This is a genomic window from Stenotrophomonas riyadhensis (assembly GCF_040256885.1).
In the GTDB taxonomy this organism is placed as follows: domain Bacteria; phylum Pseudomonadota; class Gammaproteobacteria; order Xanthomonadales; family Xanthomonadaceae; genus Stenotrophomonas; species Stenotrophomonas riyadhensis.
Map to the genome: position 1 here is coordinate 3,023,465 of NZ_CP155568.1, position 15,772 is coordinate 3,039,236.

Below are 15,772 nucleotides of genomic sequence, written 5' to 3' on the forward strand. Positions count from 1 at the left end.
GCATCAGGGTTCCTGCGCCAGTTCAAGGGCGGCGCCAATCACTGCATTGTCGCTTGGAAGCCCGAACATTGCTGCCCCCGCCAACGGGGTATAGGTATCGGCACCACAGACCCGGCGCAGCGGCAGGTGGCCGAAGCCAGCCTCGACCAGGACGGTGACCACGCCCTCGCCCACCCCACCACTGTGGCGGCCCTCGTCCAGCACCAGCACCCGTCGTGCGCTGGCGGCCTGCGCGGCGATGAAACCGGCATCCAGCGGCACCAGCCAGCGCAGGTCGACCACCCGCACCTGCCAGCCCAGCTGCTGCTCGATCGCCCGCGCCGCGCGCAGCGCCATCGGCACGCCGTTGCCATAGGTGTAGACCACCAGGTCGCCTGCCTCCGGCGCATAGACCCGGCCCTCGCCCGGTACCAGCGCCTGGCCCTGGGCCGGGTAGTCGAACAGCCACTGTCCATCACCGGGCACATGCAGGTCCTTGCTCATGTACAGCGCGATCGGTTCCAGGAACACCGCCACCCGACCATCCACCTTTGCCAGCGCCGACAAGGTGCGCAGCATCATCACCGCATCGTCGCCGCGCGACGGGCAACCGACCACCAGGCCGGGAATGTCGCGCAGCGCGGTGATCGAATTGTCGTTGTGGAAGTGGCCACCGAAGCCCTTCTGGTAGCCCAGCCCGGCCACCCGCACCAGCATCGGGTTGCGGTACTGGTCATTGGAGAAGAACTGCAGCGAACACGCTTCACCGCGCACCTGGTCGATGGCGTTGTGCAGGTAGGCCAGGTACTGGATCTCCGGAATCGGCAGCATGCCCATGTTGGCCAGGCCCTGCGCCATGCCCAGGATCATGGTCTCGTCCAGCAGGGTGTTGAACACCCGGCGCGGGCCGAAGCGGCGCAGCAGATCCTTGGTGACGGTGTAGACACCGCCCTTTTGTGCCACATCCTCACCGAACAGCAGGCTCTGCGGATACTTGGCCAGCAGCTCCTGCAGGCCGTGGTTGATCTGGATGGCGAGGTGCCGTGGTGGCTGCCGCTCGGGCAGGGCCTCCGCACCGCCATACAGCGCTTCGCGCGCATCGGCGGGCACCTCGCGCCGCGCTTCGGCCTGCACCGCCGCCGGCGTGTACGGCGCCAGCGGCGCCATCACCTCCTGCAGTGACTGCAGCGTCGGGCGGCCTTCGGCATCCGCCGCCGCGGCCATGCAGCGCGCGCGCATCGTTTCGTAGGCGACCTCGATGGCGGCCGCATCCATCCAGCCCGACTCCATCGCGATCTGCGCCGAGCGCAGCAGCGGATCCTGCGCCTCGGCCGCGCACAGCTCCGGCAGCGCGCGCCATTCCACTTCAAAGTCGGTGCCGGCGTGGCCCATCAGGCGGGTGGTACGTAGATGCAGGAAGGTGGGCCGCCGCGTGCGCCGGCAGTGTTCCACCGCCGCCTGCACCTGGGCGTGCCCCGTGGCCAGGTCGAGGCCATCGGCAAAGAAATAGTCCAGCCCCGGCTGGCGGCTGAAGCGCTCTGCAATCCAGCCTTCCGGCGTCTTCACCGAGATGCCCAGGCCGTTGTCCTCGCAGACGAACAGGATCGGTGCCGGCAGCTTCTGGTAGGCCGACCACATCGCGGTGTTGAACGCGGTCTGCGCGGTGGCATGGTTGGCCGAGGCGTCGCCGAACGAGCACAGCACGATGCTGTCGGCCGGGATCGGCAACGGCTGCCCCAGGCGCTTGCCGCTCTCGATGGCCAGCGCGGTGCCCAGCGCTTTCGGCAGGTGCGACGCGATGGTCGAGGTCTGCGGCAGCACCCACAACGGTTTGCTGCCCCACACCTTGTGGCGCCCCCCGCTGGCCGGGTCATCGGCGCTGGCGGCGAAAGACAGCGCGGCATCGCGCAGCGGATCGATGCCCGGCACCTGGCGCGAACGCTCGGCCATGAAGGCACCAGAGCGATAGTGCAGGAAGGCTGGATCGGTATGCCGGCAGGCCCGCGCCAACAGCGCGTTGCCTTCGTGGCCGGAGGAACCGATGGTGTAGAAGACCTTGTTCTGCACGCGCAGCACGCGTGCCATCAGGTCCAGCTGGCGGCTGGCCAGTTGCGAATCGAACAGCTCGCCAAACGCTGCGGCAGTGAGCGTGCTGCCTGGCAGGATCGGCGCATCCGGTGCCGGGCGCGGACGCGGGGTGCCGCGCCAGCCACGCACCGCATCGAGGAAGTTGACGTCGCACACTTCGGCGCGGTTGAGCACGCGCATGCGTGCGGGAATCGGATCTGGAACCACAGCGAACATCGAACACCCTCCGTGTCGTTGTTGCATTCCGCCCGGCATTGGCCAGACGCTACCCTGTGGGGGTCACCCTGGTGAGAGTCACGCAGCCTCGAATCGCGAGCGCACTTCGGCAGTCACCGCCGGCATCGGCAGGAAGCGCGGTTGTTCACGCACGCGCTGCAGCCAGCCACGCACTTCCGGGAATGGTTGCAGGCTGATACCACCCTCGCCTGCGACGTCGGTGTAGGCGAACAGCGCGATATCGGCGATGCCATATCCGCTGCCAGTGAACCACTGCGCTTCGCGCAGATGTTGCTCCATTACTGCCAGCGCGGTGGCGGCGCGCTCGTGCAGGCGCGGCAGTTCGGCGCGGCGCGGTGAATCAGCGGGGGTCCAGCCACGGATGAAGCGCGCCACTGCCACGCAGGGCTCGTGCGTGTACTGCTCGAAGAACATCCAGCTCAACGCCTGCGCGCGCTCCCAGCCGTCGCTGGGCAGGTACGGCGTGCCCTCGGCCAGCCAGAACAGGATCGCGTTGGATTCGGTCAACACGCGGCCATCGTCGCGGACGATCAGCGGCACCTTGGCATTCGGGTTGAGCGCCAGGAATTCGGGGGTGTGGGTCTGGCCGTGGGCACTGTCCACTTCCATCCAGCGGTAGCGGCTGCCGAGCTGCTCCAGCAGCAGGCGGACCTTGTGGCAATTGCCCGAGACCGACATGCCATGCACCGTCAACGGGACGCGCTCTTCCACCATCGCCTGCTCCATCGGATCCGGCCGGCGGCCGGCTGCATGCAGTCTGGCAAGCGCGCCGGTGAATGCCAAGCGCGGGTGCAGCATGGCAACACGGTCGTGCCGGCCGCTGGCCGGCAATCGCACGAATCTGCCGCAACGCGGTTGCCGGCCAGCGGCCGGCACTACCGGGCAAGGCTCAGCGCGCGCGCTGCCGCCACTGCTCGCGCGACTGGCCCCAGATCTGCATCGGCTTGTCGTTGTACGGCGGCGGCAGTTCCCCCATCCGCAGCAGCGTGCTGCCGAGCTTGCGCGCGACCGCCCGCGAGTTGTCGTTGTTCTCGGCGATGGTATGGATCACCTCGTCCCATCCGAGCGTGTCGAATGCCCAGTCGATCGCGGCGACTGCGGCTTCCGGCGCATAGCCCCGGCCCCAGCTGGCATGGCGAATGCCCCAGCCGACCTCGGTACCGGGCCAGTCCTGCGGTTGCCACGGACCCATCCGCCCGATCCAGTCACCGCTGGACTTCTCGATCACGCTGAACATCGAGAAGCCGAACAGCTGCCAGGCACCGGCCAGGCTGCAGAAACCGCGCCAGGCCACCGACGGCGGCTGCACGCCACCGAGGGTGCGCATCGTTTCCTCATCAGCGCAGAACGCCAGATACGGTTCGTAGTCCTCGCGCAGCAGCGGGCGCAGGATCAGGCGCTCGGTTTCGATGCGCAGGTCGAAGATGCTCATGCCGGCTCCATGTCGAAGGAAGCGTCCATGATGGTGGATTCACGCCCCGCGCGGATGAATTTCGCCGGCTGCAACGAAACGGGCCGGCATGAGCCGGCCCGTCAGGTACTGCATGCTGCGCCTGGATTACTGACGCGTAGCGGCGGCAGTGGTACCGGCAGCAGCGGTCTGCGTGACCAGCTGGCCGTCGACCACCGGCAGGCGATCGCTGGCCGGCTTGTTGTCCATGCGCACGGTCTTCTCGGCGCCATCGTAGCGGTAGGTCACGTTGTAACCCTTGACCACATCGGTATTGCCCATGGCGATGCGGTTGCCCGGCTTGCTGGCCATGCGCATGGTGCCGGTGGTGCCGTCCTCGTTGCGATAGGTCACGTTGTAGCCGGTGACGCGGCTCGACTCGGAGGTGGCGGTCTCGGTGTGGCACTGGCGCTCGGTGCGGTTGACCACACGGCCACCCACATGGCGCTTGTCGATCTGGTTGCCGATGAAGCCACCGGCCACCGCGCCGGCCGCAGTGGCCGCCTTCTTGCCATTGCCGCCGCCGACCTGGTTGCCGAGCAGGCCACCCACCACAGCACCGACCACGGTGCCGCCCACATTGCCATCACGCTCCGGCAGGCGTTCCTGCACCGTCACGTCCTGGCAGACCTCATGCGGGGTCTGGGTGGTGGAGGTCTCACGCACCGCATCGGTACCGATCACGGTGGCATACGCCTTCTGCTTCTCGGTGATCGGGTCGACCTTCAGCACGTCGGCGTATTCCAGGCCGCGCGGCGCGGACGGATCCAGCTTGTCACCACGTGCGCCATCGTCGGCGGCGTTGCCATCGACCAGGCGCGATTCACCATTGGGGGTTCCGGCGCTGATGGAATCGGGCGATTTGTCGCCACTCTTCATGAAGGCGGCAGTGGCGATGCCACCGACCAGCAGCGCGCCCGCTGCGACCAGGACAGTTGTAGTTGTGCTTTTCATGACCTGCTCCTTGCGGACCATCCGCAACGTTCTCGGGCCAGATTGCAGCATGCGCTGCCTGAACGGAATCTCCACATTTCCTGCTCATTGCTGTAACCCATTCAGCATCGGGAAATGCTGGGCCCGTGGTAGCGTTTGCATATTCCCCACGAGGATTCCCGCCATGGCCAACCCGATGCTGCTGCCGGTACTGCAATGGGCGCGCCGGCTGCGCTACCCCACCCTGTTCAAGCTCACCGCGGGCCTGTTCGCGCTGACCCTGTTCATCCCGGACCCGATTCCGTTCGTCGATGAGCTGGTGCTGGGCTTCGGCACCCTGCTGCTGGCCAACTGGAAGAGCCGCAACGCCGCAACACCTCCGCCGCTGGAACAGCGTTGAGCGTGCTGGTCGACAGCCACTGCCATCTGGACGCCAGCGAGTTCGACCATGACCGCGCCGCCGTGGTCGAGCGTGCGCAGGCGGCTGGGGTGCGCCTGCAGGTGGTACCGGCGGTGACCGCAGCCAGCTGGCCGAAGCTGCGCGAGGTCTGCCGGCAGGCGCCGGGGCTGTACCCGGCCTACGGCCTGCATCCGATGTTCCTGGCCGAGCACCAGCCTGGGCACCTGCCGCTGCTGCGCGAGTGGATCGAACGCGAACGCCCCTGCGCGATCGGCGAATGCGGCCTGGACTTCTTCGTCGAAGGACTGGATGTCGAGGCGCAGCAGGCGTATTTCATCGGCCAGCTGGAACTGGCCCGTGAATTCGACCTGCCGGTGATCGTGCACGCGCGACGCGCGGTGGATGCGGTGATCGCCGCCATCCGCCGCATCGGCGGCCTGCGCGGCGTGGTGCACAGCTTTTCCGGCAGCCCGGAACAGGCCGCGCAGCTGCACCGGCAGGGCTTCCTGCTCGGGCTCGGCGGCCCATTGACCTACGATCGCGCGCAGCGCCTGCAGCGGCTTCTGCGCGAAATGCCGCTGGAACAACTGCTGCTGGAGACCGACGCGCCCGACCAGCCTGACGCCGGCATCCGCGGCCAGCGCAACGAACCGGCGCGGCTGGCAGTCATCGCCCGCCACGTGGCCGCGCTGCGCGGGATGGAGCTGGACGCGGTGGCCCAGGCCACGACGGAGAATGCGCGGCGGCTGTTCGCGCTGCCCGTGAACTGAGGGTAGTGCCGGCCGCTGGCCGGCATCTGCGCTGATTCAATCATTCCGGAGTTGCCGGCCAGCGGCCAGCACTACCGTCACGCGTCGGCGTGATCCTCGACCACTTCAGCCTTCACCTTCTTCGGCTCCAGCAGCATCTCCAACGCCTTGCCGACCGCTGCGAAGGCGAACGCGCCGGTGATGTGGGTCGCTGCGCCCAGGCCGGCGCCGCAGTCCAGCTTCAGCGCCGCATCGGCGCCCAGGTTCGGGCGGATGCCGCAGACACTGCCATCGGCCTGCGGGTACTTCACGTTCTCCAGCGAGTACACCGCCGGCACGCCGAAATAGCGCTTGGCATTCTTCGGGAAGTTGAACTCGCTGCGCAGCTTCTTGCGGATCAGCGCCAGCATGGCGTCATGCTCGGTGCGCGAGACATCGCGGATACGCACCAGGGTGGGATCGGTACGGCCACCGGCAGCGCCCACGGTCAGCAACGGCAGCTTGCGGCGACGGCACCAGGCGATCGTCTCGACCTTGACCCGGAAGCTGTCGCAGGCATCGATCACCAGGTCGAAGCCACGGTCCAGCAGTTCGGCCATGTTGGACACGGTCAGGAACGCCTGCACGGCATCGACCTCGATATCCGGATTGATCGCACGGCAACGCTCGGCCATCGCCTCGGCCTTGTTGCGGCCGTAGTTGCCTTCCATCGCCGGCAGCTGCCGGTTGGTGTTGGACACGCAGATGTCATCGGCATCGATCAGGGTCAGGTGGCCGACCGCTGAACGCGCCAACGCTTCCACCACCCACGAGCCGACGCCGCCCATGCCGACCACCGCCACGCGGCTGCCCTGCAGGCGCTCGAGTGCGCCCACGCCATACAGCCGTTCGATGCCGGCGAAGCGTTGTTTGACCTGTTCGTTCATCCCGCTATTTTAACGTGCAGGCGCCGGCACCCGCAGTACGTCGGCATCGAACCCACCGTTGCACGCCCGGAGAGCCCGCCATGAACGCCAGCCCGCCCCGCCGCCTGTCCACTGCCCATCGCTACCTGTTCGTGCTGTGCCTGGGCCTGCTGATCGGCCTGATCGCCACCGTGATGGTCAGCCGCGCCCTGCAGGCGCGTCGCGACCCGTTCCCGGACAGCCTGATGCAGGTAATGCAGCGGCAGTCGCAACTGCTGCAGCAGGCCCAGCAGCAGAACCGCTGCAGCCTGGCTGACAGTGTGCCGCGGCTGCAGGCCATACGCCTGCTGTCCAATGACCTGGACCTGGCCTTTCCCGGGCTGAAGGACAGCACGCAGTTCCAGCAGCACGCCAGCCAGCTGCGCGGCAACCTCAACGCCGCACTGGCAGCTCCGCCCAGCGACTGCAAGGCACTGGCCCAGGTGGTGGAAACCCTGCAGGCCGACTGCCGCGCCTGCCACCAGGACTTCCGCTGAGCCGCATTCATCCTGCAGCCGGGCAAGCCATGCACGGTTGGCGCGTCGTTCACGTTCGAAAGGAGAGGATTCGTCCACCCTGCTGCATGACGCAGTACCACCCCAGACACCCGCCTTCACGGCCAGGAGATGCCCCATGAAGATCCAGCTCATCGCCGCCACTGCCATCGCTACCCTTGCTCTGGCTGGCTGTGCCACCCCCGGCGGCTACGGTGGCGGCGGTTACAACAACGGCTACAACAATGGTGGCTACGGCAACAACGGCGGCTACAACCAGGGCCGCTGCGCCGACTGCGGCATCGTCACCCGCATCAACACCGTGCCCTCGGGCCGCACCGCGCCCAGCGCGACCGGCGCGATCCTCGGCGGCATCGTCGGCGCCGTGGCCGGTCATGAGATCTCCGATCACACCGGTGGCAGCCGTGGCAACAAGAACATCGCCGCCGCCGCAGGCGCAGTCGGTGGCGCCCTGGCCGGCAACCAGATCCAGAAGAACGTGACCAGCGATACCTACGACATCAGCGTGCGTATGGACGATGGCCGCACCATCGTGGTCAACCAGCGTGACCTCGGCGGCATCCGCGAAAACACCTATGTCCGCGTGGTCAACGGCAAGGTCATCCTGCGCTGATCCGCACCGGGCCATGCGCAAAGAAAAAGGCCCGCTTGCGCGGGCCTTTTTCATGCCGACGGGCGGCGGGTATTACACCGGCTGCACCTTGTCAGCCTGCAGGCCCTTCTGGCCCTGCACGACTTCAAAGCTCACAGTCTGGCCTTCCTTGAGGCTCTTGAAGCCCTGGGTCTCGATGGCACGGAAGTGCACGAACACGTCCTCGCCATTCTGCCGGCTGATGAAGCCGAAGCCCTTCGCATCATTGAACCACTTTACGGTACCGGTCTCGCGATCAGCCATCTCACTAACTCCCTTTGACTCTCTCTTGTTGTTGGAAACGCCTGGTGGGCGGCTGACAAGCAAGGGGGAAGCGAGGTGCATCGATGCAGCGGATCGGGAAGATCTTGCTTCATCAGGCCACGATCCACGGTGACCTTGCCAAGCTCAGCGACTGCAACTTAACCCGCCCAAAACGAAAAATCAACTGGCAAAATCTTTCACTGTCAACCCCAAAACGGCCACCATACGGGACAGCATGGGACTCTCATTCATCTTATATCTGCTAGCGGTCATTTTTGTCCTCGTCGGCATCGCCGGAATCATCCTCCCGGCCCTGCCCGGCATCCCGCTGGTGTTCATCGGGCTGCTGCTGGCGGCCTGGGCCGACGGCTTCGCCCATGTCGGCTGGCCAACCCTGGTCGCGCTGGGTGTGCTGACCCTGCTCTCGCTGCTGGTGGACGTGCTGGCCACGGTGGTGGGTGCGCAGCGGGTCGGCGCCAGCCGCAAGGCACTCTGGGGCACCTTCGTCGGCAGCATCGTCGGCCTGTTCTTCATGCCGATCGGCCTGTTTGCGGGACCGCTGGTCGGTGCCCTGCTCGGCGAGTACTGGCACACCCGCGAACTGGGCCGCTCGACCAAGGTCGGCCTGGCCACCTGGCTCGGCATCCTGCTCGGTCTGGCGTTGAAGCTGGCGGTGGTGATCGCGATGCTGGGCCTGTTCGCCTTCGCCTGGTTCCTGTGACTGGCGCAGCCTTCACGCCACGCGCACGCGGTGGCCGTGCATAAACCGTGGGGGCTGGCCGCGATCCGGTACAGCCGCCACACTGTGCGATCCCCGTATTCACCGAAGGGCCTGCTGGAATGACCCTCCCCCCGCTGCTTCCACGCCTTGCGCCGCTGGCGCTGGCCCTGGCCAGTGCCCCGCTGGCCGCGCAGGAATTCGTGCCCAGCACCGATACCTCGCCGGCCGCTTGCGCGGCCATCACCACTGACGCGGCGCGCCTGGCCTGCTATGACCGCCTGTTCGCGCATACGCCGCAGGCCACGGCCGCCGCCGATGCGGCTGCCGAGGCGGCCGCGCAGGCCCGTCGCGAAGAACGCCAGACCGCACGCGTGAGCCAGGGCGAAGAGAAACTGCGCGAGCGGGTCAGCGACCTGTTCCGCCCCGCTGCGCCGGACAGCGCGCTGGCCAATGCCGGCCGCGGTTCGCTGTTGGACAGCCGCTGGGAGCTGGCCGAAGACTCCAAGCTGGGCCCGTTCCAGCTGCGTGCGTACAAGCCGGTGTACCTGCTGCCTGCGTTCTGGACCAGCGACCGCAACACCACACCGCATTCGCCGAATCCGGCCAACACGGTCACCACGCCGCAGGTGCTGGACAGCGCCGAACTGAAGTTCCAGATCAGCTTCAAGACCAAGATCGCCGAGAACCTGTTCGGCGACAATGGCGACATCTGGGCCGGCTACACCCAGAGCTCGCGCTGGCAGGCCTACAACGGCGAGGATTCGCGCCCGTTCCGCGAAACCAATTACGAGCCGGAAGTGATGATGGTGTTCCGCAACGGCTACTCGATCGGTGGCTGGCGCGGCCGCATGACCGGCATCGCGCTGAACCATCAGTCCAATGGCCGCGCCGATCCGCTGTCGCGCAGCTGGAACCGGGTGATGCTCAACATCGGCCTGGACCGCGAGAACTGGGCGCTGGTACTGCGCCCGTGGTACCGCATCCCGGAAACCCGCAGCGACGACAACAATCCGGATATCGAGGACTACATGGGCCGCGGTGATGCGACCCTGACCTGGAACCGCAACGGCCACGAAGTCTCGTTGATGGCACGCCATTCGCTGCGCACCGGCAGCCGCTCACACGGTGCCCTGCAGCTGGATTACGGCTTCCCGATCAGCAACCTGCTGCGCGGCCACGTGCAGATCTTCGACGGCTACGGCGAGAGCCTGATCGACTACAACCACAAGGCCACCTACGTGGGCGTGGGCGTGTCCCTGCTGGAGTGGTTCTGATGGACGTGACGATCTGGCACAACCCGGCCTGCAGCAATTCGCGCGGCGCATTGAAGCTGATCCGCGATGCAGGCTTCGATCCTATGGTGATCGAGTACCTGGGCACTCCACCGGACGTGGCCACGCTGCGCCAGGTGCTGGCCGAATCCGGATTGAGCGCACGCGATCTGGTGCGCAGCAAGGAAGTGCAGTTCGCCGAACTGGGACTGGAAGAGGCCGACGATGCCACGCTGCTGGCCGCGATGGCCGAACACCCGCGGCTGATCAACCGCCCCGTGGTGCGCACGCCCAAGGGCACCCGGCTGTGCCGTCCACCGGAAACGGTGCTGGAGATCCTCTAAGCCCGCCCTACTTTTGGTAGAGCCGAGCCATGCTCGGCTGCGGTTCGCGTGCTACCCATGAATGCAGCCGAGCATGGCTCGGCTCTACAGAACGGGTTACCGCCAGTCGGTGATGCCTTCGCGGCGGTACACCTCGGCGAACGCCGGGCGCGCCTTCATCGACGTGGCATGTGCCTTCAGCACCGGCCAGGTGTCGCTGGGCTTCGGCATGTTGCGCGACCAGCGCATCAGCATCACCAGCATGTAGTCGACCACGCAGGGCGTGGCACCCAGCAGGTACGGTCCGTGTGCCTGCAGGTGCGTGGCCACATGCTGCCAGGCCGCTTCCAGGCGCTGACGGGCCATCTCGCGAGTGGCCTCCACGTTTGCCTCGCCCGCCATCTCATACGGATAGAACCAGGCACGATAGGCCGGCTGCAGCGTATTGGCACACCAGAACATCCAGCGGTAGGCATCGGCGCGCTGCGGCGTACCCAGTGCCGGCAGCAGGTTGGCTTCCTGATGGCGGTCAGCCAGATACAGTGCGATCGCCGCCGCTTCGGTCAGTACCAAGCCATCGATCAGCAGCGTCGGCACAACGCCGGCCGGATTCAGCGCCAGGTACTCCGCCGACTTGTGCTCGCGCGCGTCGAAATCCAGCAGCACCAGTTCGTGCTCGATACCCAGCTCGATCAGCAGCCAGTGCACTACCAGCGCGGCGGTACTGGTTGAACCATACAGCGTGGTGCTCATGCGGAAGATCCCGTGCAGGTGGATCGGCCGATTATGCGCCCACACGGGCGGTCACGCTCAGCCGCAGCGGCTCATGCAGGTATCGCGGCCTTCGCTACAGGACATGATCGGCGTGCGTATCGCGCAGTCGTGCGTCTTCAGTTCACAGGAACGGCGCAACTCGGGGTTGGCAACGTCCTTGCAGCGCTTGTCTGGCGCCGGCACCATCTGTTGTTCGCAGCTGAAGTCGTTGCTGCCGACACTGCCCCGCGCCATGCAGCTGCGATAGCCAGCCTGGCACTGCACGCGGCATTGCGCCGATGCAGGGAAATCCGCGCCTTCGTACGACGCCGGGGTACTGCAGCCGGCCAGGGCCAGCAGCACGCCCACCACGATGAATCGATGCAGGGCCATGGACACGTCCTGTGCGAAGGTGCGCCGACCGTAGCAGAACAACGGCTACAGGCGCGTTAATCCTTCTGCCAACACAACAACGGCGCCACACAGGCGCCGTTGTCTGGCCCGGGGTGGAAGGCTTACTCCACCACCACCGGAATCTTGCCGATGCGGGCCTGCCATTCGCGCGGGCCGGTCTTGTGCACCGATTCACCGGTGGAATCGACCGCCACGGTCACCGGCATGTCCTGCACGGTGAACTCGTAGATCGCTTCCATGCCCAGGTCAGCGAAGCCGACGACCTTGGCCGCCTTGATCGCCTTGGACACCAGGTAGGCCGAACCGCCGACCGCCATCAGGTAGGCCGACTTGTTGTCACGGATCGCTTCAATCGCCGCCGGGCCGCGCTCGGCCTTGCCGACCATGCCCAGCAGGCCGGTCTGCTCCAGCACCTGGCGGGTGAACTTGTCCATGCGGGTCGCAGTGGTCGGACCGGCCGGGCCCACCACTTCGTCGCGCACCGGATCGACCGGGCCGACGTAGTAGATGAAGCGGCCCTTCAGATCGACCGGCAGTTCCTCGCCCTTGTTGAGCATGTCGACCATGCGCTTGTGCGCGGCGTCGCGGCCGGTCAGCAGCTTGCCGTTGAGCAGCAGGGTCTGGCCCGGCTTCCAGCTGGCCACATCTTCCGGGGTGATCGTATCCAGGTCCACGCGGGTGCCCTTGGACGAATCGTAGGTCAGCTTCGGCCAGTCTTCCAGCGACGGCGGGTCCAGCATCACCGGGCCGCTGCCATCCAGCGTGAAATGCGCATGGCGGGTCGCAGCGCAGTTCGGAATCATCGCCACCGGCAGGTTGGCCGCGTGGGTCGGGTAGTCGTTGATCTTGATGTCGAGCACGGTGGTCAGGCCGCCCAGGCCCTGCGCGCCAATGCCCAGTGCGTTGACCTTCTCGTACAGCTCCAGACGCAGCTCTTCAATGCGGTTGGACGCACCACGGGCCTGCAGCTCGGTGATGTCGATCGGCTCCATCAGCGCTTCCTTGGCCAGCAGCATCGCCTTCTCGGCGGTACCACCGATGCCGATGCCGAGCATGCCCGGCGGGCACCAGCCGGCGCCCATGGTCGGCACGGTCTTCAGCACCCAGTCGACGATGGAGTCGGACGGGTTGAGCATGGCGAACTTGGTCTTGGCTTCCGAACCACCGCCCTTGGCGGCGACGATGACGTCGACGGTGTTGCCCGGCACCACCTTGACGTTGACCACGCCCGGGGTGTTGTCCCTGGTGTTGATGCGCTTGCCGGCCGGATCAGCCAGCACCGAAGCGCGCAGCTTGTTGTCCGGGTGCATGTAGGCACGGCGCACGCCCTCATTGGCCATGTCTTCCACGCCCATGGTGGCGTCGTCCCAACGCACGTCCATGCCGATTTCCAGGAACACGGTGACGATGCCGGTGTCCTGGCAGATCGGACGGTGGCCTTCGGCGCACATCCGCGAATTGATCAGGATCTGGGCCATCGCTTCCTTCGCGGCCGGCGACTCCTCGCGCTCGTAGGCGGCGGCAAGGTTCTTGATGTAGTCGACCGGGTGGTAGTACGAGATGTACTGCAGCGCGTCGGCGATGGACTGGATGAGGTCTTCCTGCTTGATCGATGTCACGACTTGCTCGCTTGCTGGAGGCTGGCGGGGGTAATCCCCCCATTTTACCCCCTCCCCCGGCCGCAGGATCACAATCTCGGGGTCGGATCCCCTGCAAGGGGCTCTGACCCCACACTCCCTGTCACGCGTGCTCCCTTCCCGGCGTCCTGGTCGACATGAACCCTGAAACCGCATTCCAGACCCACCGTCCGCGCCTGATGGCGCTGGCCTACCGCCTGCTCGGCAGTCGCGCCGACGCCGAAGACGTGGTCCAGGATGCCTGGTTGCGCTGGTCCGGCGCCGACCCGGCGGCCGTCCGCGACCCCGAAGCCTGGCTGGTCACCACCACCACCCGGCTCGGCCTGGACCGGCTGCGCGCAGCCAAGCGCGAGCGCGTGCATTACGTCGGCCCGTGGCTGGCCGAGCCACTGGCGGTCACCCTGGAGCCCGACCCAGCGCCCGGCCCCGCCCAGCTGCATGCGTTTGCCGACGATGTCTCGGTGGCTTTCCTGACCCTGCTTGAACAGCTCGGCCCCGAGGAACGCGCCGCCTTCCTGCTGAAGGAAGCCTTCGACCACGATTACCGTGAGATCGCCGACCTGATCGGCCACAGCGAGGCCAACTGCCGGCAGCTGGTGCACCGTGCCCGGCAGCGCCTGCAGGCCGGGCGGCCCCGCTTCAACGCCGACGCCAGCCAGCACCGGCAGTTGCTGGCGCGCTTCATGGACGCCTCGCAGCGCGGCGACAGCGAAGCGATCCAGGCCCTGCTGCACGCCAACGCGTTGCTGGTGTCCGACGGCGGCGGCGTGGTCACCGCAGCGGTGCGGCCCCTGCTCGGCGCCGAACGCATCGGCCGCCTGTTCTGGGCCATCGCCCGCCGCGGCGCGGTGCATCCGGCGCAGCTGGGCTACGTCAACGGCGAACCGGCGATCCTGCGCTTCCAAGGCGATCGCCTGCACTCGATCACCACCATCGAAGTGGTCGATGGCCGCATCGCCAACGTGTACAGCGTGTTGAATCCGGAAAAGTTGCCGGACGTTGTCACGCGCGGTGACGGCACGGCGTCTTTGTAATGAAAGGCGGCCGCCGTGGCCGCCGTGGAGCCGAAAATGTCCGACCACGCCTCTCCCCGCGTTCCCTACACCCGCCTGGCCGCCGAGGCCTTCAAGGGCCTGCTGGCTACCAGCAAGGCGGTGCATGACAGTTCGATCGACCCGACCCTGATGGAACTGCTGTTCCTGCGTGTGTCGCAGCTCAACGGCTGCGGCTACTGCATGGACATGCACGGCACGGCGCTGCGCAAGGGCGGCATCGAGCCGCGCAAGCTGGACACCCTGCCCGCGTGGCACGAAAGCCGCTTCTTCGATGCGCGCGAACGCGCGGCGCTGGGCTGGGCCGAGGCGCTGACCCGGCTGACCGACGGCGCGCCGTCGCAGGCGGCGTTCGATGCACTGGCACCGCACTTCGATGAGAAGGGCATCAGCGACCTGAGCATGGGCATTGCGGTGATCAATGCCTGGAACCGGCTGGGCGCCGGGCTGCTGCCGCCGCTGCCCTGAGCGCTTCGTTGACAGTGCCTGGACCGCCGGGCACTGTACCTGCCCCGCAGGAAGCATCCGAACGTCATGGCCGACGAAGCCCCCGACACGCCCAGCAAGGAGGCGCTGAAGGCGCTGACCCAGTACCGGGAGCGGGACACCGCGTCGCCCGAACTCCTGTCGACGCTTGAACGGCATGGGCTGTTGTGGCCCGTCGAACATCCGGGCCATGAGGCCCTCCAGGTGCGGATGTTCGCCGCCTATGCCCGCGCCGACCGCCAGCATGTGGCAGACAACTTCATCCTCGGCGTGCAGGAGAACCGCAGCGACCTGCGCGCCGGGCTGTCGGCGTATGCGTTCATGGTGCACTTCCCCAGGCATCAGGAGCAGCCACACCCCAGCCTCGCCTGTGCGGTCTGCGGCCAGGTCCGCGAAGGCAGATTCGACCCGACCACCTGGGCGCGCGTCCGCCACAACATCGGGGTCGTGCTCGGCGGAAGCGTAAACGCCATCACCTTCCTGTTGGAACAACACAATCTGACGCCCAGACGGGCGCCCGGCGACATGAGCACACTGGTGGCACTGCTGCGGCTGCTGCACCACGAGAGCGACGCCAAGGACACCCCGTCGACCATCGTCAAACGCGTGCGCGCGCTGCCGGGCCTGAAACTGTCCGTCGAGCAGGCGCGTCACCTGCTGGATGCCCTGGGCCATGCCGGGCTGCTGCAGACCCCCGAGCATCCCGGCCTGGCGCAACGCTTCACCCGGGTCGGCCTGGCACCGCGCACCTCGCGCTCTTCGGACTGGAGCTATCCCGTCGATTTCTGGAAAGGCGCCTACGGCATCGACAGCGGGGCCCTGCGCTTCTGGTTCGCTCACCATCCTGCGCTGCTGGCTGCGCTGGACTGAGCGCGCAGGCGGCGCCGACGCGCTGCCCTGCCGGCGCATGGCAGGCATGCGCCCC

The 15,772-nt window shown here is 66.9% G+C and carries 19 protein-coding genes; 10 read left to right on the forward strand and 9 right to left on the reverse strand.

Features of this window, described 5'->3' with window-relative positions; all coding sequences use genetic code 11:
* Positions 1–3: 3 nt before the first annotated feature.
* The 4 genes from SriyCCGPB3_RS14110 to SriyCCGPB3_RS14125 all read right to left on the reverse strand — a co-directional run bounded on the left by SriyCCGPB3_RS14110 (position 4) and on the right by SriyCCGPB3_RS14125 (position 4,708).
* A complete protein-coding gene (locus SriyCCGPB3_RS14110) occupies positions 4–2,283 on the reverse strand; it encodes a thiamine pyrophosphate-dependent enzyme (RefSeq protein WP_350259444.1) in 2,280 nt (759 codons plus the stop codon).
* 78 nt (positions 2,284–2,361) lie between these two features.
* Complete coding sequence (locus tag SriyCCGPB3_RS14115; RefSeq protein ID WP_110714347.1) at positions 2,362–3,018, reverse strand: glutathione S-transferase family protein; 657 nt, start codon at positions 3,016–3,018, stop codon at positions 2,362–2,364.
* Positions 3,019–3,193: 175 nt separating this feature from the next.
* Positions 3,194–3,736 carry a GNAT family N-acetyltransferase gene (locus SriyCCGPB3_RS14120; RefSeq protein ID WP_032129637.1) on the reverse strand — a complete coding sequence of 181 codons (543 nt, stop codon included), beginning with the start codon at positions 3,734–3,736 and terminating at the stop codon, positions 3,194–3,196.
* A 126-nt stretch (positions 3,737–3,862) separates the two neighbouring features.
* Positions 3,863–4,708: a glycine zipper 2TM domain-containing protein gene (locus tag SriyCCGPB3_RS14125; RefSeq protein WP_283102585.1), complete on the reverse strand. Its 846-nt coding sequence runs from the start codon at positions 4,706–4,708 to the stop codon at positions 3,863–3,865.
* 163 nt (positions 4,709–4,871) lie between these two features.
* On the opposite strand from SriyCCGPB3_RS14125, the gene SriyCCGPB3_RS14130 reads away from it, so the two are divergent.
* Complete coding sequence (locus SriyCCGPB3_RS14130) at positions 4,872–5,087, forward strand: DUF6116 family protein (protein WP_110712850.1); 216 nt, start codon at positions 4,872–4,874, stop codon at positions 5,085–5,087.
* Positions 5,084–5,857 carry a TatD family hydrolase gene (locus SriyCCGPB3_RS14135; protein ID WP_153855969.1) on the forward strand — a complete coding sequence of 258 codons (774 nt, stop codon included), beginning with the start codon at positions 5,084–5,086 and terminating at the stop codon, positions 5,855–5,857. Before SriyCCGPB3_RS14130 ends, SriyCCGPB3_RS14135 begins: the two co-directional genes overlap by 4 nt.
* 77 nt (positions 5,858–5,934) lie before the next feature.
* On the opposite strand, the gene SriyCCGPB3_RS14140 is transcribed toward SriyCCGPB3_RS14135, so the two are convergent.
* Entirely contained in the window at positions 5,935–6,762 is an 828-nt protein-coding gene (locus SriyCCGPB3_RS14140; protein WP_033835434.1) for a tRNA threonylcarbamoyladenosine dehydratase, read from the reverse strand.
* 80 nt (positions 6,763–6,842) lie between these two features.
* Here SriyCCGPB3_RS14140 and SriyCCGPB3_RS14145 point away from each other — a divergent pair, with 80 nt between their 5' ends.
* Together SriyCCGPB3_RS14145 and SriyCCGPB3_RS14150 are read left to right on the forward strand one after the other, a co-directional pair.
* The gene (locus tag SriyCCGPB3_RS14145) at positions 6,843–7,277 is read left to right on the forward strand and encodes a cytochrome c (protein WP_153855968.1); all 435 of its coding nucleotides are present in this window, start codon (positions 6,843–6,845) and stop codon (positions 7,275–7,277) included.
* Between the two features lie 136 nt (positions 7,278–7,413).
* Positions 7,414–7,908 (forward strand): glycine zipper 2TM domain-containing protein, encoded by a 495-nt coding sequence (locus SriyCCGPB3_RS14150; protein WP_110712854.1) that lies wholly within the window; start codon positions 7,414–7,416, stop codon positions 7,906–7,908.
* 72 nt (positions 7,909–7,980) lie between these two features.
* Here the strand turns inward: SriyCCGPB3_RS14150 and SriyCCGPB3_RS14155 are convergent, their stop codons facing one another.
* A complete protein-coding gene (locus SriyCCGPB3_RS14155) occupies positions 7,981–8,190 on the reverse strand; it encodes a cold-shock protein (RefSeq protein ID WP_010486802.1) in 210 nt (69 codons plus the stop codon).
* A gap of 235 nt (positions 8,191–8,425) precedes the next feature.
* Between SriyCCGPB3_RS14155 and SriyCCGPB3_RS14160 the strand changes: the two genes are divergently transcribed.
* The 3 genes from SriyCCGPB3_RS14160 (at position 8,426) to arsC (ending at position 10,526) form a co-directional block, all read left to right on the forward strand.
* Positions 8,426–8,911 (forward strand): DUF456 domain-containing protein, encoded by a 486-nt coding sequence (locus tag SriyCCGPB3_RS14160; protein WP_153855967.1) that lies wholly within the window; start codon positions 8,426–8,428, stop codon positions 8,909–8,911.
* A gap of 119 nt (positions 8,912–9,030) precedes the next feature.
* Complete coding sequence (locus tag SriyCCGPB3_RS14165; RefSeq protein ID WP_019337376.1) at positions 9,031–10,185, forward strand: phospholipase A; 1,155 nt, start codon at positions 9,031–9,033, stop codon at positions 10,183–10,185.
* The gene (gene arsC / locus SriyCCGPB3_RS14170; protein ID WP_164161913.1) at positions 10,185–10,526 is read left to right on the forward strand and encodes an arsenate reductase (glutaredoxin); all 342 of its coding nucleotides are present in this window, start codon (positions 10,185–10,187) and stop codon (positions 10,524–10,526) included. Before SriyCCGPB3_RS14165 ends, arsC begins: the two co-directional genes overlap by 1 nt.
* A 96-nt stretch (positions 10,527–10,622) precedes the next feature.
* Here the strand turns inward: arsC and SriyCCGPB3_RS14175 are convergent, their stop codons facing one another.
* The 3 genes from SriyCCGPB3_RS14175 to SriyCCGPB3_RS14185 form a co-directional block, all read right to left on the reverse strand.
* Positions 10,623–11,258 (reverse strand): glutathione S-transferase family protein, encoded by a 636-nt coding sequence (locus SriyCCGPB3_RS14175; protein WP_350259445.1) that lies wholly within the window; start codon positions 11,256–11,258, stop codon positions 10,623–10,625.
* Between the two features lie 57 nt (positions 11,259–11,315).
* On the reverse strand, positions 11,316–11,651 hold the full coding sequence (locus SriyCCGPB3_RS14180; RefSeq protein ID WP_350259446.1) for a hypothetical protein: 336 nt from the start codon (positions 11,649–11,651) through the stop codon (positions 11,316–11,318).
* A 122-nt stretch (positions 11,652–11,773) separates the two neighbouring features.
* Positions 11,774–13,291, reverse strand: a complete 1,518-nt coding sequence (locus SriyCCGPB3_RS14185) for a fumarate hydratase (RefSeq protein WP_049434851.1) — start codon at positions 13,289–13,291, stop codon at positions 11,774–11,776.
* Between the two features lie 155 nt (positions 13,292–13,446).
* Here SriyCCGPB3_RS14185 and SriyCCGPB3_RS14190 point away from each other — a divergent pair, with 155 nt between their 5' ends.
* From SriyCCGPB3_RS14190 to SriyCCGPB3_RS14200, 3 genes are all read left to right on the forward strand, one after another.
* Entirely contained in the window at positions 13,447–14,343 is an 897-nt protein-coding gene (locus tag SriyCCGPB3_RS14190; protein WP_350259447.1) for an RNA polymerase sigma-70 factor, read from the forward strand.
* 36 nt (positions 14,344–14,379) lie between these two features.
* Entirely contained in the window at positions 14,380–14,829 is a 450-nt protein-coding gene (locus tag SriyCCGPB3_RS14195) for a carboxymuconolactone decarboxylase family protein (protein WP_053509636.1), read from the forward strand.
* A 66-nt stretch (positions 14,830–14,895) separates the two neighbouring features.
* The gene (locus SriyCCGPB3_RS14200; RefSeq protein WP_164161915.1) at positions 14,896–15,717 is read left to right on the forward strand and encodes a hypothetical protein; all 822 of its coding nucleotides are present in this window, start codon (positions 14,896–14,898) and stop codon (positions 15,715–15,717) included.
* The last annotated feature ends 55 nt before the right edge of the window (positions 15,718–15,772 follow it).